At 58.6% G+C, this 22207-nt stretch carries 17 protein-coding genes and 1 pseudogene; 11 read left to right on the plus strand and 7 right to left on the minus strand.

Annotated features, from left to right (window positions below; genetic code table 11):
- The first annotated feature begins 63 nt into the window (after nucleotides 1-63).
- From NW858_RS00440 to NW858_RS00465, 6 genes and pseudogenes are all read left to right on the plus strand, one after another.
- A complete protein-coding gene (locus tag NW858_RS00440; protein WP_414367927.1) occupies nucleotides 64-1356 on the plus strand; it encodes a serpin family protein in 1293 nt (430 codons plus the stop codon).
- 193 nt (nucleotides 1357-1549) lie between these two features.
- Nucleotides 1550-2101: a hypothetical protein gene (locus NW858_RS00445; protein ID WP_414337780.1), complete on the plus strand. Its 552-nt coding sequence runs from the start codon at nucleotides 1550-1552 to the stop codon at nucleotides 2099-2101.
- Nucleotides 2102-2247: 146 nt separating this feature from the next.
- Nucleotides 2248-5982 carry a PAS domain S-box protein gene (locus NW858_RS00450; protein WP_414519285.1) on the plus strand — a complete coding sequence of 1245 codons (3735 nt, stop codon included), beginning with the start codon at nucleotides 2248-2250 and terminating at the stop codon, nucleotides 5980-5982.
- Nucleotides 5983-6363: 381 nt separating this feature from the next.
- Nucleotides 6364-6837, plus strand: coding sequence for an allophycocyanin subunit alpha-B (apcD, locus tag NW858_RS00455; RefSeq protein ID WP_414337776.1), 474 nt, complete (start codon nucleotides 6364-6366; stop codon nucleotides 6835-6837).
- Between the two features lie 254 nt (nucleotides 6838-7091).
- A complete protein-coding gene (locus NW858_RS00460) occupies nucleotides 7092-7577 on the plus strand; it encodes an allophycocyanin subunit beta (protein WP_414349198.1) in 486 nt (161 codons plus the stop codon).
- A gap of 30 nt (nucleotides 7578-7607) precedes the next feature.
- Nucleotides 7608-8594 (plus strand): annotated as a pseudogene (locus tag NW858_RS00465) (chlorophyll a/b binding light-harvesting protein); the annotation flags it as partial.
- Between the two features lie 532 nt (nucleotides 8595-9126).
- Here the strand turns inward: NW858_RS00465 and sppA are convergent.
- The 5 genes from sppA to NW858_RS00490 all read right to left on the minus strand — a co-directional run bounded on the left by sppA (nucleotide 9127) and on the right by NW858_RS00490 (nucleotide 14586).
- A complete protein-coding gene (sppA, locus tag NW858_RS00470; RefSeq protein WP_414335107.1) occupies nucleotides 9127-9933 on the minus strand; it encodes a signal peptide peptidase SppA in 807 nt (268 codons plus the stop codon).
- A gap of 73 nt (nucleotides 9934-10006) precedes the next feature.
- A complete protein-coding gene (fabG, locus tag NW858_RS00475; protein WP_414335108.1) occupies nucleotides 10007-10711 on the minus strand; it encodes a 3-oxoacyl-ACP reductase FabG in 705 nt (234 codons plus the stop codon).
- Nucleotides 10712-10793: 82 nt separating this feature from the next.
- On the minus strand, nucleotides 10794-11624 hold the full coding sequence (rsmA, locus tag NW858_RS00480; protein ID WP_414335109.1) for a 16S rRNA (adenine(1518)-N(6)/adenine(1519)-N(6))-dimethyltransferase RsmA: 831 nt from the start codon (nucleotides 11622-11624) through the stop codon (nucleotides 10794-10796).
- A gap of 37 nt (nucleotides 11625-11661) precedes the next feature.
- Nucleotides 11662-13407 (minus strand): sensor histidine kinase, encoded by a 1746-nt coding sequence (locus NW858_RS00485; protein ID WP_414519287.1) that lies wholly within the window; start codon nucleotides 13405-13407, stop codon nucleotides 11662-11664.
- 45 nt (nucleotides 13408-13452) lie between these two features.
- Entirely contained in the window at nucleotides 13453-14586 is a 1134-nt protein-coding gene (locus NW858_RS00490) for a PIN/TRAM domain-containing protein (RefSeq protein WP_414335111.1), read from the minus strand.
- 217 nt (nucleotides 14587-14803) lie between these two features.
- Between NW858_RS00490 and NW858_RS00495 the strand changes: the two genes are divergently transcribed.
- The 5 genes from NW858_RS00495 (at nucleotide 14804) to NW858_RS00515 (ending at nucleotide 19349) form a co-directional block, all read left to right on the plus strand.
- Entirely contained in the window at nucleotides 14804-15046 is a 243-nt protein-coding gene (locus NW858_RS00495) for a NifU family protein (RefSeq protein ID WP_414335112.1), read from the plus strand.
- 112 nt (nucleotides 15047-15158) lie between these two features.
- Entirely contained in the window at nucleotides 15159-16256 is a 1098-nt protein-coding gene (rseP, locus tag NW858_RS00500) for an RIP metalloprotease RseP (RefSeq protein WP_414519289.1), read from the plus strand.
- A gap of 6 nt (nucleotides 16257-16262) precedes the next feature.
- A complete protein-coding gene (nth, locus tag NW858_RS00505) occupies nucleotides 16263-16952 on the plus strand; it encodes an endonuclease III (protein WP_414335114.1) in 690 nt (229 codons plus the stop codon).
- A 56-nt stretch (nucleotides 16953-17008) separates the two neighbouring features.
- Nucleotides 17009-18004 carry an RNase adapter RapZ gene (gene rapZ / locus NW858_RS00510; protein WP_414341653.1) on the plus strand — a complete coding sequence of 332 codons (996 nt, stop codon included), beginning with the start codon at nucleotides 17009-17011 and terminating at the stop codon, nucleotides 18002-18004.
- A gap of 28 nt (nucleotides 18005-18032) precedes the next feature.
- Nucleotides 18033-19349 (plus strand): gluconeogenesis factor YvcK family protein, encoded by a 1317-nt coding sequence (locus NW858_RS00515; RefSeq protein ID WP_414335119.1) that lies wholly within the window; start codon nucleotides 18033-18035, stop codon nucleotides 19347-19349.
- A gap of 17 nt (nucleotides 19350-19366) precedes the next feature.
- Here NW858_RS00515 and NW858_RS00520 read toward each other — a convergent pair whose 3' ends face one another.
- Nucleotides 19367-20953 carry an ArnT family glycosyltransferase gene (locus NW858_RS00520; protein WP_414519291.1) on the minus strand — a complete coding sequence of 529 codons (1587 nt, stop codon included), beginning with the start codon at nucleotides 20951-20953 and terminating at the stop codon, nucleotides 19367-19369.
- A gap of 99 nt (nucleotides 20954-21052) precedes the next feature.
- Entirely contained in the window at nucleotides 21053-21871 is an 819-nt protein-coding gene (locus NW858_RS00525; RefSeq protein ID WP_414519293.1) for a hypothetical protein, read from the minus strand.
- Nucleotides 21872-22207: the final 336 nt, after the last annotated feature.

Raw genomic sequence — 22207 nt, forward strand, 5'->3', positions numbered from 1 at the left:
CCAACCCGATACCATAGCCTATAGAGTCTATCTATCGTTCCCCACCCGGCCAGGAGAGACCCAATGAAAGACCTTTTGAGCATGTCCTCGGCGAGCCGGATCCCGCTTCTGGCTCTGTTTGGCCTATTGCTTTTGGGTCTCTGGCCCACGCACGGGGAAACCCCGGTGCGGATCCCGTTTGAGCCGACCGTGACCTATGGGGAAGGGTATGGAGAAGAGGCTGTGGCCCAACAAGCCCAAAGTCGCTTTGCGCTAAAGCTATTCGCTCACCTACTCCAGCAGCAGCCGCAAGAGAACCTCTTTTTCTCCCCCTTGAGCCTTCGCCTGGCCCTGAGCATGCTGTACAACGGCGCCGCTGGAGAGACCCAAGCGGCCATGGCCGAGGTGCTGGAGGCCCAAGAACTCTCCCTCAATGAGTTGAACTGGACCAACGCCCAGATGGCGCGCTGGCTGGTGGAGCGATCCCAAGCAGAAGGGCCGATCCAGGTGCAAGTGGCCAACGGCCTTTGGGTCGATCAAATCCTCACCCTGCGGCCTCCCTTTTTGCAGGCGCTGGCTACCTATTACCAAGCGGTGGTCAATCGGGTGGAGCTGGGATCCCGCCAGACGGTGCAGGCGATTAACCGTTGGGTAGCCGAGCGCACCCAGGGCCAGATCGACCGCATCGTGGATCGCCTCAGCCGCGAGGACGTGATGGTTTTGCTCAACGCCATCCATTTCAAGGGAGAGTGGACCCAGCCCTTCGATCCGGCCCTGACCAAGCCCCAGCCCTTCACCCGAGCTGATGGCCGCCGTGTCCAAGTGCCGCTGATGGCCCAATCCGGTCGCTACGGCTACCGGGAGACCGAGCAGCTCCAGGTGGTGCGCCTGCCCTATGGGGAAGGGGAGCTGGCCCTGCTGATCCTGCTGCCCAAACCAGGGGTGAGCTTGGCAACCCTGCAACAGGAGCTCAGCCCAGAAACTTGGCAAGAATGGACGGGATCCCTGCCCACCCGCCCCGGCTCGGTGCGGATCCCCAAGTTTAAGCTGGCCTACGCAACCGATCTGGTGCCGGCTTTGCAGCAGTTGGGTATGGGGATCGCCTTTTCTCGCCGGGCCGATTTCAGCCAGATGACCTCAGAGCCGACGCAGGTCAGCAGAGTCTTGCACAAGGCGGCCATCGAAGTGGATGAAAAGGGATCCGAGGCGGCTGCTGCCACCGGGGTAATCGTCTCCCGCACCGCCAGCGACCGGCAGGAGCCCTTCCAATTCGTAGCGGATCGACCTTTCTGGTTTGCCATTGTCGCTTCTAGATCCGGCGACAACCCCGAGGCGCAAACTGTGCTGTTTATGGGATCCCTGGTGGATCCTGGATAAGGGGATCCCTCATGCTGACTGCGGAGGTCATGATAATCGAGGTTTTGGAACAAGAAAAGATCCCTGGGTTTGCCTTGGATTTGTCAGAGTTTTTTGCCGAACCTAAGTTTTAGTTCTTTGCCAACTTAGCAACAAAAGCCTTCAGGGTTCCGCGGCACCTGGTAAACTGGCTCCAAAAACGGGATCCCCTTCCATGGCGCTGGTTTACCTGCAAGTTCTGGAGCGCACCCCCAGACGGCTGCGGATTGCCCTGCAAAGGTTTACCTCTGAGCAACTGGCCTGGCGGGTGGGGGCGGGGCTGGGGTTGTTGGCGCTGGGATCCCAGCTCTGGCAGCCTTCCCCTCTGCTGGGGCTACTGGCTGTAGCAGCGGGCCTGGGGATTGGGATCCCTTGGGGGCTGGGGCAGATCTTGAGTGTGGATCGGGAGCGGCAGCGGGTGACCCTGACCCGGCTGGGTGGCCCTTGGGGGATCTGGCGGCAGCAGGTCTTCTCTTATCCTCTCGCCCAATTGCAAGGGGTGCGGCTGCAGCGGCTGGGACAAGAGATCTTGGATAAAGAAGCACAGGAAAGCTTTCAGCTACAAGCTCAGGTGCGGTTGCAGTTCCGTCCCCAGGTTTTTGAACAAGAGCTTGAAGAAGTGATCGCTTGTTTCAGTAGCCAATCGGCGATCAAAAAAGGCGAGCCGGAAGCCCTTGCCTTGGCGCAGCGGCTGGCAGGCTGGATTCAGGCCTATATGAACCCGTGAGGTTGCCTCATAAGCTGTTGATTGCAGTACTTGGCAATCCTTGGAAAGCTGTCGAGAATGGGTGTGAATTTGGATAGGTGCCGTGAATTTGGATAGGTGCTCTTGCGTACCTTCACAGAACAGAATTTCGGCAATGCTAAGCCGTCATGACTATTCCTGGGGAGTCTCTAGAAACCGTTAGCCTAGTCGTCAGGGATGCTTTGCGCAACTGGCCGTGGCTGCTTTTGTGGGCAGCCTCTTTCCTGGCGCTTGTCTTCTGGCAAAGGCGGCGGCTACATCAGGCCCAGGTTGGTTTTCCCGATATCGTCACCCTGGCGCGGCCCGATACGACATTGGTGGAGTGTAACGAAGTCTGCCAGAGGGTTTTTGGCAATTGGCGGGGCCGGCGCTGGATCGAGGCCTTGTTGCCAGAGGAGCAAGAGCAGGTGCGGCAGCAAATAGCCCAGCTCACCCCTCAGCAGCCCACCTTCACAAGGGTTGATAGGATGGTGGACGCGGCGGGACAGGTGCGGTGGTTTGAGTGGATCAACCAGGGCATCTTCGACCGGCGGGGCCGGCTGCGGTTTATTCGCGGGGTCGGCCGAGACATCACCAAGCAGAAGCAACTGGAAGACAATCTGCGGCTGCGGGAAGCCCAATTGCAAGCCCTCTTGGACGCCCTGCCGGCAGCCATATGGGCCAGGGATCCCCAGGGGGTGCTGATTTTGCAAAATGCCACCGACCGCGCCTGGTTTGGCGACCTGCTGGGCACTTCCCTGCAAGAGATGGCTCAGCAGTACCCCCGGTGGCTGGAGCGCGCTCCCCAAACTCTAGCCGACATAGAGCGGCAAGGGGTTTCCCAAGTGGAGGGCAAGGAAATCATTCAAGGCCAAGAGCGCTATGTCTATCGCCTGGCCGTGAAGCTGCAGGATGAGTCCAAAGGTTTGGGGTGCCTCGGCATTGCCTTGGACATTACGGAACAAAAGCGGCTGGAACAGCAGGTGCGAGAACAACAGGAGCGCTTTTGCGCCTTTCTCAACAACAGCCACGACATTTTGTGCTGGATCGATGCCCAAGGCTTGGTCTATCCTCTCAATTGCCCGGTTGCTGAGAAAATTTTAGGTCGTTGTCCTAAGGAGGGAGAACCTATACCTTTGGATTGGGTTCACCCAGAAGATCAGGAGATTGTTGCTAGTGCTCTTGAACAACTCAAGGCTAGACCTGGCGAAACGCTCAGCTTTATCTATCGGGCACAGCATGCGGATGGCCATTGGGTATGGCTAGAGAGCCGCTGTACTAATCTTTTGCAGGATCCTGCGGTGGCAGGAATCGTCTGCAGCACCCGCGACATTACCCAGCAAAAAGAGGCGGAACTGGCGCTGCGGGAAAGCGAAGCCCGCTTCCGGGAAATTGCGGAAGTTGTTCCTGTAAGCTTTTTCCTAAGTTCAGCAGATTTTGGTCAATTTCCCTACGTAAGTCCGCGTTGTGAACAGATTTGGGGATACACGCCGGAGGAGTTTTACCAGAAGCCGGATCTGTGGAAAGACAGGCTCCACCCCGAAGATCTGCCTCAGGTTTTGCAAGCCGTAGCTCAAGTTATCCGAGGAGAGAAGCCGGTTACCTATCGCATTTTCCATCGAGATGGTCGGGTGCGCTGGTTGCGAACTTCCTGCCGACCTATTTTCAATGAGCAGCAAGAAGTGATCCGCATTGCCGGCATCACAGAAGATATCACCGAGCAAAAAGAGGCAGAGCTGGCCCTGCAAGAGAGCGAGGCCCGTCTCAAGGCCATCCTCGACGGGATCCCTTTTCCCATCTTTGTTAAAGATTTGCAGGGCCGCTACTTACAGGTCAATCAAGCTTACCTGCAGAAAAAGGGTAAACTCCCAGAAGAAGTTCTCGGCAAGGCCGATACGGAGCTCTTCTCGCCAGAGGAAGCTCTGGAGTTCCGCAAGGGAGATCAAAGGGCCATCCAGTCTCCCGCTCCCATCAGCTGTGAGCGCACCATTTGTCGAGACGGCAAAAAGCAAGAAACGTGGATCACCAAGTTTGCCCTGCGGGATTGGCAAGGGGATCCCTATGCCGTTTGCGGCATTGCTGTGGATATAACCCCTCTCAAAGAAGCCCGGGATCTGCTGCTGCAAGAGGCAGAGCGAGAAAGACTTCTGGGATCCCTGCTGCGCCGGATCCGCGAGAAGCTGGACTTGCAGCCCCTCCTACAAACCACGGCGGCGGAAGTGCGAGAGTTTCTCCAGGTGGATCGGGTGATAATCTACCAGTTGCAGAAGGGCATAGGGGGATTTGTAGCCGCCGAGTCCGTCCTGGATCCCTGGCCCAGCCACTTAGGCCGCTCCGTGTGGGATTCCTACTTTCATCAGGATCCCTGCTATCGCAAGTACCAGCAGGGCTTTGTGCAGGCCATCGACAATGTGGCCACGGCCCCTTTGGATCCCTGCTATCGGGAGCTTTTGGAATCCTTTCAGGCTCAGGCCAACTTGGTGATCCCAATTCGGCAGGGGGAGGAGCTCTGGGGCCTCTTGGTGCCGCAGCACTGCCGGGCCAGCCGTCCTTGGCAGGAGTGGGAAATTAAGCTCTTGCAAGAGCTGGCGGAGCAATTGGCCATTGCCTTGCAGCAAGCCCAGCTTTATGAACAGGTAAAAGCCCTGAACCAAACGCTGGAGGAGAAGGTGCAGCAGCGCACCGCCGAGCTGGAGCGGGCTTTGCAATTTGAGGCCATCTTAAAACGCATCACCGACCGCGTGCGCGATGCTCTCGACGAAGCCGAGATCCTCAACACCGCCGTGCGCGAGCTGGGAGAGAGTCTAGATGCCGATGGCTGCGATATCGGTCTTTACAACGCCGACCTCACCCTTTCCACCATCAGCTACGAGTATTGCCCCCGCTCCGCTTCCCACCTGAACGTTTCTCTACCCCTAGTGGGAGGGCCTTACGACGACATTCACCGGCAACTGCTCAGAGGGCAGCTTTGTCTATTTTGCTTCTCAGGGAGGGCCCCGGAAAACCGCCAGGTGGTGATGGCTTGTCCCTTGCTAGACAAAGGCCAGGTGCTAGGGGATCTGTGGATTTTTCGCTCGGCTGCACGTCCTTTCGACAACCAGGAGATCCAACTGATCCAGCAAGTGGCCAACCAATGCGCCATTGGGCTGCGCCAGGCGCGCCTGTTCCAAGCTGCCCAAGAGCAGGTGCAAGCCCTGGAGCGGCTTAGCCGTCTCAAAGATGACTTTATCAGCACCGTCAGCCACGAGCTGCGCACCCCCCTGACCAGCTTGAAGATGGCTCTGAAGATGCTGCAGATGGCTCCCTCCCCCGAAAAGCGAGCTCAATATCTAAGCATTGCCGAGCGAGAATGCCAGCGGGAAATCGAGCTCATCAACGACCTGCTGGATCTGCAGCGCCTGCAGGCGGGGGCCTACGCTCTGGAGGTGCAAGCCCTCACCTGGCGGGAGCTGCTGGGGGATCTGCTGACCGTTACCGAGGAGCGGGCCCGCGCCAAGGGGCAGAGCTTTCACGCCAGTGTTCCCCTCGAAAGCAGCCTCACGACGGATCCCTTGCTGTTGAGCAGGATCCTGCGCGAGCTTTTGCACAATGCCGTCAAATACACCCCAGCCCAGGGATCCATCCGCTTGCAAATTGAAACGGAAAATCGTCAAAGCCGCATCCAGGTCAGCAACAGCCAAGAGATCCCTGCCGAGGAGCTGACGCGCATCTTTGGGCGCTTTTACCGCATTCCCAGCAAGGATCCCTGGAAGGAAGGGGGCACGGGGCTGGGCTTAGCTTTGGTGAAACAGATGGTGGATCAGTTGCGCGGATCCATCGAGGTGAGCAGCGCTGCCGGCTGGGCGACCTTTACGCTTCACCTGCCCCATCTGCCCCAACTTTGACACAGAACCCAAACTCTCGTGCTTCCCTTGCTGAGAAGGATCCAGCCAGGTAAGAGGGCACCTGACTCGAAGGGGATCCCAAGGGAAGTTGCACCTGCAAACCCCCTCGGCTCGTGCCCAGCACCATTCCTCCAACTGCCCAAAAGCTTCGCCGGCGAGGAACTGGGGTGCTGAGCGGATCCCTGTGAGTCGCGTTTGTATCCGGGATCCCGATTGGCCGCCAACCCAGCCCTCTCGATCTGGTCACGGTGCTGAAAACACGGGGCAGAGAGGGTTTGTTGCGAGTAAGTTTCAATTCACAACTTTTTCTTAATAAGTGATTTCGATTCTTGAGGATATAGCTTACTTTGTTACCTGTAGAGCGTTCCTTGCCAAAAACCTATGAGCATTGTTGCCCAAGTCATCGCGCAGTCGGATGCGGCTGATCGCTTCCTCAGCAGTGCCGAGATTGCCAAGCTAGAAGATTTCTTCAGCAAGGGTCAAGTGCGTATCCGAGCCGCCAAAAAATTAGCGGAGAACGAGCAAAAAATTGTCCAGGAAGGCAGCAAACGTTTTTGGGCCAAATGCCCCAACACCCCCAGCAATAAAGGCAATCCTCAAAAGACAGCCCTCTGTCAGCGGGATCAAGGCTGGTACATCCGCTTGGTTAGCTATTGCATCTTGGCGGGAAACGATAAGCCGCTAGAGGACATCGGCCTGAACGGAATGCGCGAAATGTATACATCTTTGGGCGTGCCGCTGCCGAACCTGCGGGTGGCCATGAGCTGTCTAAAAGAAGTAGCCGCCGGTATTCTTTCTTCGGAGGAAATGGCTTTGGCAGCCCCCTACTTCGATCGACTGATTCGCGCTTTTTGAATGGATAAGTTAGTAGACACTTTGCTGCGCGGTTGCCCGATTTTGTTGAGGACTTGAGTTGTGTTGCCCTTAAGATTTGCGAGTTTGAGGTTTAAGCTTGCTTGCAGGCTCTGATGTCTTAAGCTGCAACTCAATAAAAGTTCTCACAGGCAATGCCTGAGCAAGCGGTGCAAGGATCCCGTCCCGCTAACGCAAGCAGAATTTGTCCAATTGCCTCAAAAAAATAGTCCATATCAGTGCTTGGAGGAAAAGCCATGAAAGACACCATTACTTCCCTGATTAACCCTGCCGATGAGAAAGGCTCCTACTTAGATGCCGCAGCTCTGGAACAGTTAAGTCGCTATTTCCAGAGTGGCAACATGCGCGTCAAGGCGGCTAAAACCATCAGCTCCAGCGCCAGCAGCATTATCAGCCAAACCGTTGCCAAAAGCTTGCTCTATGGGGATATCACCCTGCCGGGGGGCAATATGTACCCCACCCGGCGCTACGCGGCCTGCCTGCGGGATCTGACCTATTTTCTGCGCTATGCCACCTACGCCATGTTGGCTGCCGATACTTCTATTTTGGATGAGCGGGTGTTGCAGGGTTTGAAAGAAACTTACATCACTCTCGGCGTTCCCATCGATCGTGTCATTCAAGCCTTGAATGCTATGAAGGAGGTGCTGACGGAAAGTCTTGGCACAGAGGCAGGTCAAGAGATGGCCGTTTATCTTGACCACATTATTGCCGGTTTGAGCTAAACCTGCCTGTAGCTGACTGAGGAACTACCTATGAAAACCAGAAAGACGCACCCATCAGGCTATCCCTGGTGGGCAGGTAACGCTCGATTGATGAACCTCTCCAATACTTTTATTGTGGCGCATGTGGCTCATGCGGCTTTGATCATGGCTTGGGCAGGGGTCTTCACCCTGTTTGAGCTGGCCAAGTTCTCGCCAGAGCGGCCCCTATACGAGCAAGGGCTGATTTTGCTGCCCCACCTGGCCACGTTGGGATGGGGGGTCGGCAGCGGCGGCCAGATTGTCAATACCTTTCCCTACGTGGCCATTGCTGCCATTCACCTGGTGGCTGCGGGCGTGTTGGCTTGGGGGGCCTACTTCCACCAAACCCGACTTCCCCCCAGCTTAGATATGGAATTTGGCAGGGCCGCCAAGTTTCACTTTGCTTGGGATGATGCCAAAACATTGGGGGTAATTTTGGGGCACCACCTGCTAGTTTTGGGCTTGGGATCCCTGTTGTTGGTGGCCAAGGCAATGCTATTTGGGGGGTTGTACGATGCCAATAGCGATCAGGTACGCCTGGTTACGGCTCCAACTTTAGATTTTGCCACCCTTTGGGACTACCGCACCCATTTGTTCGATGTCAACAATTTGGAAGACTTGGTGGGGGGCCATATTTATGTGGCAGCTCTTCTCTTGCTGGGAGGGGTGTGGCACATTTTGGTTCCGCCGTTTGAGTGGGTTAAAGCTCGCTTTCTTTTCTCGGCAGACGGGATCCTCTCCTACTCTCTATTTGGCATTGCTCTGGCCGGCTTTGCGGCCTCTTATTATTGTGGGTTTAACTCGCTGGCCTACCCGGTGGAGTTTTACGGCCCCACCCTAGAGCTGAAATCCGCGTTCACCCCTTACTACTTCGATCCAAATCAAACCGGGGCGTGGAACTATTCCTCGAGGGTTTGGCTGGCCAATGCCCACTTCTATTTGGCCTTCTTTTTCCTCCAGGGATCCCTGTGGCATTTTCAGCGAGCTATGGGCTTTGATGTTGGCAAAATGCTGCAGTCGTGGCAACAGGGCCGGCAGGAAATGACCTCTCAAGGGGTATATCAGGTTCAATTTCAGTGCCGACCTCAGCCCAACTTTGCAATTTTTTACGATCCTCCCTTTGCCGATCCAGAGCCTTTATCTGTATCTCCGGGGGATGTCTACTGGTATCAGCCGCCCAGAGCCCGCAGCTTCAGCTCTCCATCGCTGATCAACGGTGTTCGGCAAACTCTCTATGAAGTGAACTACACCCTCAGAAGGTGGATCTTCTACGAGCCTGCCAGAGGGAAAAGTACTTTCAATCGTTCTAACTTGAAGGCAGGCTATGGTTCGCCTAGGCCGGAGACCGATTTCTCGAAGTTTGCTCGACCCCTGCCCAAAGTCTTCTACGAGCCCGGCAAGGTACAGGCTTAACCTGTGGCCAGCCGTGATAGAACAGCTTGCTGGCTGATCCCCGGTTCCTCTCTCCTCTTTTGGGAGAGGGGCTGAAGCGCCTCAATCTTCTTGAAACGACTATACAGTTTTTTCCGACTCAAGAACCGGTGTAGAGCCATAGGGGCAAGCCCGAGGTGCTCACTTCAAACTGCAAACGCGCCAGAGCTTCTGCTGCCGGCAGAAACCGAGACCAGCCTCTGCGCCGGGGGAGCAGATCGTAGAATTTGGCATCTGTCGGCAACCCCGCCAGCTCTGCCGCCAAGAGGCGAGCATCCTCTTCCGTGCCCAAGCGATCCACCACGCCTAGGTGGAGGGCCTGCTCTCCACTGAAAATGCGGCCATCGGCAAAAGTCCTGACCACATTCAAACTCAACTTGCGGGCAGCAGCAACCGTCTGCACAAACTGACCGTAGGTGATATCGATCAACTCTTGCAAGATGTTTCGCTCTTCTGGGGTCAGCTCGCGATCAAACGAGAGAATATCTTTGTAGGGGCCAGACTTGATCACTTTAAATGAAATCCCCACTTTATCCAAAAGACGCTCGATATTATTGCCTCGAATGATCACGCCGATGCTGCCGGTGATCGTTCCTGGGTTGGCGACGATTTTTTCCGCTCCCATGGCGATATAAACCCCCCCAGAGGCGGCAATGTTGCCAAAGCTGGCAACAATACGGGTGCCTTTTTGTTCCCGCAAACGCAAGAGAGCACTGTAGATTTCTTGGGAGTCGGCCACTGTTCCGCCGGGGCTATCGATGCGGAGCACTAGAGCAGGGAGCTGTTTTTCTTCCACCTCTTTTAGGGCTTTGAGAACGCGCTCGCGGGCTTTGCCATCAATGGCCCCTGCCACCTCGATGCGACCAATTTGCCGACGCAAACCACCCCAGAATAATCGCTTCAGCATAGACAAGAACTGGATTGGGATAAGTACATATTTGTATCATGAATGGCGGCTCGTGGCCCGGTCAACCGGTCGCTTAGACGCTGCCATACACCGGGATCACCGCGCCCCTCAGATCCCGCGCCGCTTCCGAGACCAAAAAAGCGATCACCTGCCCAATGGACTCCGGCTTTACCCACCGCTCGGCTTGCGCGGATCCCATGGCGGCGCGGTTGGCCGGCGTGTCGATGATGCTGGGCAGAATGACGTTGGCGGTGATGTCGGTGCCTTGGGTCTCGGCGGCAATGGTGCGGGTCAGAGCCACCACCCCTGCTTTGGAAGCGCAGTAGGCCGCCAATTGCGAGCCCGGCTCCACTGCGCCGCGGGATCCCACCGTTACAATCCGCCCATAGCCCTGCTGCCACATCTTGCGCAGGCTGTGCTTGCAAGCTAGGAAAGTGGTGGTGAGGTTGAGGTCAAAGTCGCGCCGCCAGTCTGCCAAGCTGTACTCGTGGGTGGGGCCCATGGCAAAGCCGCCCACCAGGTGGATCAGCCCATCTACGCGGGGCAGGTCGGCAATGGCGCGGGCAACCGCCGCCTCGTCCAACAAATCCACTTGCACAAAGCGCACCCGATCCAGAGCACTGGCCGGCAGGCGCTGCCGCAGCACGGCTAGCTCCTCCTCCTGTCGGTAGGTCAGGGTCAGCTCTGCCCCGCTGGCCAGCACTACGGGAACCACCCCCAACCCCAGCCCGCCGGTGCCACCGGTTACAAGAATCTGTTTGCCTTGGTTGTCGAGCATAGGTTCGCCCTTAAAAAGCCTTTCCTCAAGCCAAAAAGCGCTGGGCATCCAGCCACCGTCTTTTCCCACCCTACCGCGATTCTTATTCCTCTTGAGGGGCAGCCTTGGGCGCTTTCTCCAGCAGTAGGTCGCTCAAGGCCAGCCAGTGGGGCAGATCCAGCTCTTCGGCGCGGGCATCGGGGCTGAGGCGGAGCTGAGCCAACGCTGCTGCGACCGCCTCTCGCTCCACCAAGCTCCCCAGGGCATTGGTGAGCTTCTTGCGGCGGGTGGAGAACCCTTGGCGAAGGAGTTGGTGAAACCAGCGGGGATCCCGAGCAGGGGTGGGGGCGGGGCGGGGGGTGAGGCGAATCACAGCGGATTCCACCTTGGGGGCCGGCTGGAAAGCGGTGGGAGGCACTTTACAGATCAGCTCGCAATCGGCCAGATAGCGCGTCCGCAGGCTCAGGGCACCGTAGGCTTTGCTGCCGGGGCCAGCCTGAAGGCGCTCGGCCAGCTCTTTTTGCACCAAGAGGACGATGCGCTCGAACTGTCTGACCGGCTGGGCCGGGGATCCCAGCACTTTCTCCAGAATCGGGCCGGTGAGGTTGTAGGGGATGTTGGCCACCAGCAGGCGGGGCTGAGGCGGGAGCGGCAGGCGAAGAAAATCTCCTTCCACCAGGTGAAAACGCGGCTGGTCGGCAAACCGTTTTTGCAGCAGCCGGCACAGATCCCGGTCGATCTCCACCGCCACCACCTGGACGCCCTGGGCCAGCAATCGCTGCGTCAACTGCCCGGTGCCGGGGCCGATCTCCAGCACCCAAATGGGATCTGCGCCTGCCTGAGAGCCATCCAGGTGGGCAGCCCGCACAATGGCTGCGTGGACAGCGGGATCCTTGAGCCAATGCTGACCAAACCGTTTGCGAGGATGGGGCATAGTTAGGCGAATGATCGAGAAGAAATGGCCGGACGGATCATCGCTGGGCCGGGTGGGGAACAGAAATCAAGGTGGGATCGGTATCCTCAGGTCTATCTTGGGTTGATCCGGCGGCAATTGTCTCTGGGCTTGCATCCCCGCCCAGCAGCGGCCGGCGGTAGAGGGGTACCGTAAAGGTAACGGTGGATCCCAGCCCTTCGCCCAAGCTGTAGAAATTGATCTCCCCCCCCATCGCCTCCACCAGCCGCTGGCTGATGGCCAGGCCCAAGCCCGTTCCCCCATATTGGCGGGTGGTGGAACCATCCACCTGGGTAAAAGCCTGAAACAGCTTTTGCTGCTTTTCCAGCGACACCCCGATGCCGGTGTCGATGACGCGGATGCGGGCCAAACCCGGGTTGCCGGGAAGGATATCCGCCCGCACGGTCACCGAGCCTTTGGGGGTGAACTTGATGGCATTGCCCACCAAATTAAGCATCACCTGCAACAGGCGTTGGTAATCGCCCAAGAGCAAAATCTGATCTGAGGTGTTGGGCAACTGAAAGCTCAGTTGTAGGCCCTTTTGGCTGGCCTGCAGGCTGGTTTTGGCTGCCACATCCTTAAACAAAGCTTGCAGGTCGCAGGGCTGAAACTCCAACTGCATTTTGCCCGCCTCGATCTTGGCGATGTCCAGCACGTCGTTGATCAAGGCCAACAGGTGCAGGGCCGAGCGATAGGCCTCCTGCAAAAAGTCCAGCTCCTCTTCGCGGCTTTCGGCCATCCCGTCCAGCACCAGCTTGATAAAGCCGATGATCCCATTGAGAGGGGTGCGCAGCTCATGGGAAGTATTGGCCAAGAACTGACTTTTCAGTTGGTTGGCCGATTCCGCTTGGGCACGGGCCTGCTCCAGCTCTTTGTTTTTCTGACGCAGTGTCTGGTTGGCCAACTGCAGGCGGGTGGCCAGTTGGCGGCTTTGATCCAGCAAGATGGCGTGGGCAATCGCCGTGCCCAGATAGGTGGCAATGCTCTGCAGCACCTGGAGGTGGCCGGCCTGCCAGACGGGGGCTTCGTTGGGGGGCAACACTTCCAGCCAGAGCAGGCTGTTGGCATAGCCGCGATAGGACATGGCGATGGCCAGACGGCGCTCCATCAGCACCGGCTCTTCCTGCCTCAGGGCCTGCAGCAGATGGGGATAATCCGCCAGTCGCAAGGTCTGGTTCAGCAGCGAGGGATCCCCTGGGTTGCGGCGGTACTCGGCGTTAACCGTGAGGGAATCCTGCCCCACTTCGTAGAGGGCCAGCAGGCAGCGATCCACCCCAAACAATTGCCCCAACTGCTCCACCGTCTGCTGGCACAGCTCGCGAATGTCTAGGGAGTGGCCGATGTTGCGCAGCAACTGGGCCGTGATCCCCTGCACCGGATCAGCCAAGAGGGGATGGGGCTGGGCAGTGGGGCTGCTGGCTCCGCCGGCCAAGTTGAAAGGCGTTGCCCCCAACAGCTTGCCCACCACCGAGACGGCTACCACCGCCCCTTCCATGTCCCGTACCGGGTTGAGGGAGAGATGCAAGTGCAACTTGTAGCGGGGCGAGTTCACCTGACATTGGTAGGAAAGGGGATCCCCAGTCTCAAACACCTGGTTGAGCTGGGCTTCGTACTCCCCGGCGTTGGCCACCTCCCAGATTTGCTGTCCACTCACGATGTGCTGAGGGTGGATGCCATATTTCTCAGCCTCTTCCCAATAAAAACCCCAGAAGCGCCTCTGGCGATCCTGTGTGTAGAAAATCGGAGTGGGTCGAAGCACGCCCATGTGGGAAGAGGCCACCATCGCGTCGGGGAAACACAGGCCCAGAGCTCAGGTTTTCCCTGAGGAGGCTGGGCTGGCGGGATCAGAGGCCGGGCGGGTTAGCGGGGCAGAGTCTTTGCTGAGACGGGCGAAGATCATGCGGCCTGCTGAGGTCTGAATGGCGCTGGTTACCACAACGGAGCGGGTTTTGCCCAAAGAGCGCTGCCCTTCTTCTACCACCACCATGGTGCCGTCCTCCAGATAGCCTACCCCCTGGCCCGGCTCCTTGCCCTCGCGGGTGATCTTGATATCGAAGCTATCGCCGGCAACATAGATGGGCCGCAGCGCCTCGGCCAACTCATGCACATTCAGCACCTTAACCCCCTGCAGAGTCGCCACCTTCTTCAGGTTGTAATCGGTGGTGAGCAGCGTTCCCCCTACAGCTTGGGTAAGGCGCACCAGCTTTTCGTCGACGGTGGTCAGATCGGGATAGTTGGCTTCGTGAATGACGAAGCGCTCAGGATAGGCCTTTCGTAAAGCTTGCAGCGTATCGAGGCCTTTGCGGCCCCGCTCTCGTTTTTGGGCATCGGCCTTGTCGGCGATGGTTTGCAGTTCCGTCAGCACAAAGCGGGGAACCACCAGGGTTCCCTCCAAAAAGCCTGTCTCGATTAACTGGGCCACTCGGCCATCGATGATGGAGCTGGTGTCCAAAACCTTGGCCGTGGCAGCCACCACATTGCCCTCTGCCCAAAGGGCTGCCTGGAGAGCATAGTTGGGGTTCAACAGCCGCAGCAGCGAGGGGCCATGGGTATCGGCCAGGCTGACCCCCAGATAAGCAAAAGCCAAGCTGAAAAAGACCGAAGCCAGCGGCTCGAGAAAGCGGTTGAGTTGAGGGGGCAGCGGCAACAAATATACAGGAGCCATGGCCAAGTTGGCGATCACCAAACCAATCACCAGCCCCACCGAGCGGCTGATCAACACGTCCGGCGGCAGGGAACGCACATTGGCCTCGAAGCGACGGTAGCTCCAGCGCACCAGGGATCCCAGAGCCAGCCCTGCCAGCACGCCGAAGCCGCTGGTGACGACGCGGGCTCCCTCCACATTGGCCCCCTGAATGGCGGCAGGAGGGAGCAGATCCAGGCCATAAAACCCAAGGCCAGCCCCGGCCAACATGAAGATCGCGATCAGTAAAGCGTCTAGCATAAAGAATAAAGACAGCCCTGCTGAGTGGGTAACGCTGCTGGGAATAGGCAAATCTGCCTCCCATTCTAATCGCCTGGTGTTGGATGGATCCGGACAACCAGACTAGCCCTCTCCCCGCAAGATTCAGACTATGTTGAAATCATAGCGATCCCTGGCTGCCTTGAGGGGGCTGGGGGGAAATCGCTACAATCCAAATTCGATGAGGCTGAAAGCAACCATGGCACAAGCACTGGAACTCAATAGCGCGAACGTCGAGAAAGTCCTAGACGAGCTGCGCCCTTACTTGATGGCCGATGGGGGCAATGTGGAGTTGGTGGAAATTGACGGCCCGGTGGTCAAGCTGCGCCTGCAGGGGGCCTGCGGTGCCTGCCCCAGTTCCACCCTGACCCTGAAAATGGGCATTGAGCGCAAGTTGCGGGAGAGCATCCCCGACATCCTAGAAGTGGAGCAGGTGTTCTGAGGATTCTGCCGCTTCTGGTCTGTTATCCTGGTTCCCTGAGGCAGCAGGCCTGTCCGTCGCCCTGATCCTCTGCCTCTTGGCTTTTCTTCCTTCTTTACCTGCACGCCAGCCCATGCCTGTTCTCCTCTCCATCGCCATTCTCGCCCTGCTGATCCTGGTGCATGAGGCAGGCCATTTTGCGGCGGCCAAGTTACAAGGGATCCACGTCAACCGCTTCTCGCTGGGGTTTGGCCCGGTGCTGTGGCGCTACCAAGGTAAGGAGACGGAGTACGCCATTCGCGCCCTGCCGCTGGGGGGCTATGTGGGCTTTCCCGACGAGGACGAGCGTTCCCCCTACCCGCCCGATGACCCGGATCTGCTGAAGAACCGTCCTGTGTTGGATCGCCTGGTGGTGATGAGTGCCGGGGTGATGGCCAACCTGATCTTTGCCTATCTGGTGCTGGTGTTGATGTTTGCCACAGTGGGGATCCCATCGGTGGCGCGCATCCATCCCGGCATCCTCATCCCTCAGGTGATGACGGATAGCCCGGCGGAGCGGGCCGGCCTGCAGGCGGAAGATGTGGTGTTGCGGGCAGCCGACCACGACTACAGCGCCATCGCCGACGAGACGGCGGCCTTGGCAGCCCTGAACGATTTTCAGGCGCTGATCCGCAGCAGCGAGAACCAGCCCGTTGCCCTAAAGGTGCAGCGCGGGGCAGGGGATCCCTTCCAGTTGACGGTGATCCCGGAGCTGCGGGGGGAGACGGTGGCCATTGGGGTGACCTTAGCGCCCAACCAGGAGCTGACCTTGCGCCCCGCCCGGAACCTGGCCGAGATCTTCACAGAGGCTGGAAACGCCTACCAGCGGGTGGTGATGCTGAATGTAAACGGTTTGCGGCAGTTGGTTGAGAATTTTCAAAGCACGGCCACACAGGTCTCCGGCCCGGTGGGGATCGTCAAGATCGGCGCGGATCTGGCGCGGGATGATGCTGCCAGCTTGTTTAATTTCACCGCTTTGATCAGCATCAACCTGGCTTTTCTCAACCTGTTGCCTCTGCCCGCTTTGGATGGGGGGCACATCGCCTTTTTGATCCTGGAAGGGATCCGCGGCAAACGGCTGCCCAAGGAGCTAGAAGACCGGGTGATGCAGACAGGCCTGGTGTTGTTGCTGGGCTTGGGGGTGGTGCTGATCTTCAAAGACACCCTCGCCATCGTTACCGGGTCGGGCTAGGGAAAGATGGCCAGCAAACGGGCCTTGCGCCAGCGCGCTTTGGAGATCCTGATCCGGCTGAAGCGCCACTACCCCAACTCCACTTGTGCCCTCCACTACCAAACGCCGCTGCAACTGCTGGTGGCCACCATTTTGTCTGCCCAGTGTACCGATGAGCGGGTTAACCAGGTCACCCCAGAGCTGTTCCGCCGTTTCCCGGATGCCCAAGCGCTGGCAGCAGCCCCGCGGGAGGAGATCGAGGCCCTCATCCATTCCACCGGCTTCTATCGCAACAAGGCCAAACACATTCAGGAAGCCTGCCGCAAGATCCTGAGGGATTTTGGCGGTCAAGTGCCCCGCACCATGCCGGAGCTGCTCACCCTACCCGGTGTAGCGCGTAAGACGGCCAATGTGGTGCTGGCCCACGCTTTTGGCGTCAATGCCGGGGTTACTGTCGATACCCATGTCAAGCGCCTCAGCCGCCGCCTCGGCCTTACCGAGCACGAGGATCCCGTGCGCATCGAAAAGGATCTGATGCAGTTGTTGCCACAAGCGGATTGGGAAAATTGGTCCATTCGCCTGATCGACCATGGGCGGGCCATTTGCACCGCCCGCAAACCCCTCTGCGAGCAGTGTTTTTTGGCCGACCTTTGCCCCAGCGCCCCTCTCTCGGACGGGAAGACGGACAAAGAAGCAGCGACAGCCGTCCAGACCTGAGCGCCTGGCAGCAGGGATCCGGTTTTTGGGCTTCCCCTCGCCCTAGAATAGGCTGCATGGACGATCAACCGACTAGAGTGACACCTGTTTTGGTTATTGCCGGGCTGACGGGATCCGGGAAAACCCTGGCCATCCAGCAATTGGAACAACTGGGCTACACCGGCCTGGAAGGGATCCCGCCTGGCCAGGTGATCCCTTTGGTGGAGGCGATGCGGCCCCACCACACTGCTTTGGCCCTCAGTTTGAATCTCCACGCCCAGGAGTACCGGGATCAGGTTCCCACCCTGGCTGCCTGGGTGCAATCGCAAGGGATCCCTTTTCTCTTTCTGGAGGCTCGCCCCCTGGTATTGCTCAACCGTCTCAGCGCCCACCGCCGCCCCCACCCCCACCACCCTGGCGGTGGCCTGTTGGAAGCCATTGAGCAGGAAGTGCGCGATCTGGCTCCGCTGCGAGAGCGCTGCACCCACTGGTTGGATACCTCCGACCTCAATGCCCAGCAACTGCGGCAGCAATTGCAAGCTCTGGCCCACGGGATCCCGCAGCCGCTCAACCTGCGGCTGGTCAGCTTCGGCTTCAAGTACGGCGCCCCCCCTGATGCCAACTTGCTCTTCGATGTGCGCTTTTTGCCCAACCCCTTCTTTCAGCCCCACCTGCGCCACCTGACCGGCCAGGATCCGCCCCTGCAGGAGTTCCTGTTTGCCGATCCGGTTACCCAATCCACCTACCAGCACATCGTTTCCCTGATCCAGGCCTTTTGGCCCCACTACCGGGCAGAACGTCGCCCCCACCTAAGTGTGGCCATCGGCTGTACCGGCGGCCAACACCGCTCGGTGGCCCTGGTGGAGCGCCTGGCGCAAGATTTGCGACCTTGGACCGTCCCTGCTGGCAACCCTGCCCTGCCTGCCCTGAACATCCAGGTGCAGCACCGCCATTTGCTGGATTCGCAGCGGGAGCTGGAGGCCCGCTTCGGAGCGCCACCCCCTGACGCTGGCGTAGAACAGCAACAGGTTAGGATCCCTTTGGCCGGCGTTTCTGTACCTCCCCATGGCTAAGCCCAGCAACAAGTCCCTCACTTGGGGCATGCGCCGCCGCAAGACTGCTTGGCCGGGCAGTGGCTGGAAATGGCTCTTTCCCGGTCTGGCCGTTAAGCGCTGGCTCACCCTGGCCGTAGGGGGTGTGCTGCTGATGGTGCTGGGCATCGCCATCTGGACGGAATTGACCCCCATCTTTCGCCTGAAGCGGCTGATCGACATCACCCTGCGCCTGATCACCACCTGGATCCCCAACAACATCAGCGGCCCCTTGGTAACTGGGATCGGCCTGGTGATGGTGGTGCTGGGCTTTCGCAGCGCCATGCGCTCCATCGAAGATGTGCTGATCCCAGAGGGGGATGAGGCGCTGGTGGATAAGCTGCTGTCGCGGCGGCGCCTCAGCCGTGGCCCCCGCATCGTGGTGCTGGGGGGCGGCACCGGCCTCTCCAACCTGCTGCGGGGCCTGAAGCGCTACAGCTCTAACATTACCGCCATCGTCACCGTGGCCGATGACGGGGGATCCTCAGGGCGCCTGCGACGGGAGATCGGCGTGTTGCCCCCCGGCGACATCCGCAACTGCCTCACCGCCTTGGCCAACGAAGAAAAGTTGCTCACGGAGCTGTTCCAGTACCGCTTCCAGGCGGGGGAGGGGCTGAGCGGGCACAGCTTCGGCAACCTCTTCATCACCGCCCTCACCGCCGTAACCGGGGGCGACCTGATCCGGGCCATCACCGCCACCTCGCAAGTCTTGGCCATTCAGGGACGGGTGCTGCCGGCCACGCTGGCGGATGTCACCCTCTGGGCGGAGTTGAGCGATGGCCGCCGCGTGGTGGGGGAGTCCAACATCGCCAAAGCCGGAGGACGCATCTATCGGATTGGCTGTGATCCCCCCAACCCGCCGGCCCTGCCGGAAGTCATCGAGGCCATTGAGGCGGCAGAGTTTGTGGTGCTGGGGCCGGGCAGCCTCTACACCAGCATTATTCCTAACCTGTTGGTACCGGAAATTGTGGAAGCTCTGGCCAAAAATATGGCGCCCCACATCTACGTGTGCAACATCATGACCGAGCCGGGGGAAACCGACGGCTATACCGTTGGGGATCACGTCATGGCTTTGGATCGGGTGGCGGGCGTGCGCTTGTTCGACGGTGTTCTGGTGCAGCGGGAGCCGCCTTCCCCACGGGCTCTGGAGCATTACCGCCGCAGCGGCTCCGAGTTTGTGATGTTGGATCCTGACAAACTGGCCTACCTGGGCTGCCGCGCCGTTTTGGCCAACGTCATGCAAGAAGATCCGCAGACCGGTTTGGTGCGCCACAACCCCGAGCGCTTGGCGGCAATGCTGATGCGCTGGTTCGACAGGCACCGATAGGATCCCCCGGAGGATCATCAGCGCTGGCGGGAATAAGGTCGGGGATAGGGGTGGCGCATCTGCCGAGCCAAGTACACCTGAAAGGTTTGTGCCACCGCGCCCGCCCGCTGTAGCGGGATCTCTGCCACCGGTTCAATTTGTTCAAAATGGTTGCCGTAGGTGGCCGCGATCCCCGCCCTTGGCTGAAACAGCTTGGAGGTAACCAACAGCCCATCTTTGCCCAGCCAATCTTCAGGTTGCGACCAAAAGGCAAAGCCGCGCAGATCTTCATCCAGGCAGGTGAGGGGCTTCTCCGTCAGCGGCGCCAAGGCCATGCCGATCTGCCCGCCCAAAAAGTAAACGTTGGTGAAGATGAAATCCGCCTCGGCAAGAGCCTGGGCCAAGCGGGGATCCGTCTGCAACTGCCGCCGCAACTGTTCAATTGCAATCAACTGAGTCGAGGGATCCCGTTCCACCGGCCACAGGCCCAGCCCACCGGGAGCCTGGAGAAGGCCGTAGCGCACATGGGCCAGCCCCACCCCCACCAACAGGCCCACCGCCACCGCCGTTCCCGCCAAGAGCCGCTTCGCTCCTGGCCACCTTTCCCAACGGGATCCCAAAAGTAAGCTCAGCACCCAAAACCCCGGCATGGGCCAGGTGGGCAAAATGGGCCGATAGCCCCCCATCAAGGTAAAAGCCAGCACCAGCGGCAGCCCACAGGCCAGGATTAGAAGATGCTTCAGCTCCTGATCCGTGAGGCGTCTTCCCTGAAAAAGCGCCAGCCCCACCCGCCCACCCTCAGCCAAGCTCAGCCCCAGCAAAGGGATCCCCAAGGTCGGGAAAAGATAAAAAAGTTCCTCCAGCACCGTCAGCCCCAGCTCTTGCAGTTGATACCCTGCCTCCGGCACCGCTCGCCCCCCCTGGAAGCGAAAGGAGACCCAATCCTGCTGGGCGTTCCAGATCAGCACCGGGCTGAAGGCCGCCAAGAACCCCAGCACTGCCAAGAGCGCCCATCCCGACCTGAGGGCGCAGCGGTGGGCCGGGCTGAGCAGACAAAAGAGCACCAGGCCAAACCCCAACGCCAGGCCGTGGTATTTGCCCAGGCAGGCCAGCCCCACCAATAGCCCAATCAGCGCCAGCCGCGGCCCCGGTCGGTAGCGAGCTGCCCCATAGGCCCCCAATTTCCCCTCTGCCAAGGGAGCCGGAAAAAACTCCTTGGCAGCCACCCACAGGGTTGCCGCCGTAAAAAACATCAGCGGGCTATCCGGCAGGGTCAGCACTCCAAACCCAATCCAGAAAATGGGCGCGATGCTGATGGTTGCCAGGGTGATCAGCCCCGCCTGCAGCGAAAAAAGCCGCGCCGCCGTGAGGTAAAGCAACAGGGAAGAGCCAGTGTAGGCCAGCAGGGATCCCAGTCGAATCGAAAAAGCCGACACCTGCCCCGTCAAAACAGGCCCCAAGCCCGTTGTCCAGGCCACCAGTGGCGGATGGTCAAAATAGCTCCAGTCCAGATGGCGAGTGTAGAGGTAGTAGTAGGCCTCGTCAAAGCCCGGCGGCAACAGAGCAGCCACCCAGCAGCGCAGAAGCAGGCCCAACCCCAAAATCCACAGAGCAGCTTTCGGCACCACAGGGGATCCCTTTAAGCGCGTGGACAGGTGTTATTGTCTCAGCTTTGGCCGGGCTTGTCCCCAAAAACCCAAGTGGGGGCTCAGAATAGGCTAAGCCTAAGACATTGCCTCCGGCAGCCTTACCGGACACCCCAAAAGCTGGCCCAATTGCTCCGCCTCCGCCCTTGCCTTGCCATTGTCAGAATCGAAACTGAGATGCAACAAAGGCTCTCCCGATGCCAGCTCCACCTTCACCGAAAAATAACTATCGCCATCGGAATCTGTTGACCTCTCAACTACAACTTGCTGAACATCTCTGAAGGAATAAGTTTTCCGCCCCCTTATTCCAAAGGGAGTGAGGTACTCCTCCAAGATCTGGTAGAGGGAGCGGTCAAAGGTCAGCCGACGCCTCTTCTTACTTAAAGCGAGTATTAGCAATAGAACCACCACTCCTGTTGGAGCCAGACCAATCAGAGCGACACCCAAGAAATCCTCTAAGACAAAACCATCGCTGGCCACCAAGAGCTGGCTCTCTGCACTCATCCGAAACGATTGGATCTTTGTTGCCAGTTGCCGAGCCTCGCTCTCGCTGGCGGCTGACCAAGCTTTTGTTTCTCCTGCAGGAGTTATGAGAGTGACGTAGTAATAGTTTGTCTCGTATCCTTCGGAGTCTGTTCGAGTTTCAGTTTCGGTTCCGGCTCCCCTTACGTCATAATAAAACTCGATCTGTTTTGGTAAAGGCAGCAGTGGCTGGAAGACCACTTCACAGGTGACTGTATCCTGATCAAGCCGATGGCAAGTAAAACGGCGATCCCTCTCAGAAAGCCCCATAGTTAGGATAAGTGGGGACGAAAAAACCAACGTTACAAAGGTAATACCGACAGCCCCAGAAACTACAGGCTCTAGATAAACACGCTTGCCGGGAGTTTGCTCCACGCATCTCATAGAACTCAGCTCCGTTGACCCTTTTGTGGTTGTCCTCATTATTGCTTGTCAATGTAGCATCTGTCAGTATTTGAGAATACGAAGCTGTTCGGATATCAGCAGAATCACTTATGTTAGCCTATTCAAATCCAATGGCAATGAAATGGTCTATCACATCGATCTCCAACTCACCTCTTCCAAAAAGAGAGCGACTGAGGAGTGTCTTAATCTGGTTTGAAATAACTACACTCTCAAAAGCTGTGAGGTGGCGTTGTTGCCACGCAGCGCTGACATAGCAGTAGGATGGACGCCAAACTAGCGGTGGTGTCTGGTAGGGGTTGTGGTGGA

Origin of the sequence: Synechococcus sp. H55.10 (assembly GCF_047502715.1) — a bacterium.
GTDB lineage: Bacteria > Cyanobacteriota > Cyanobacteriia > Thermostichales > Thermostichaceae > Thermostichus.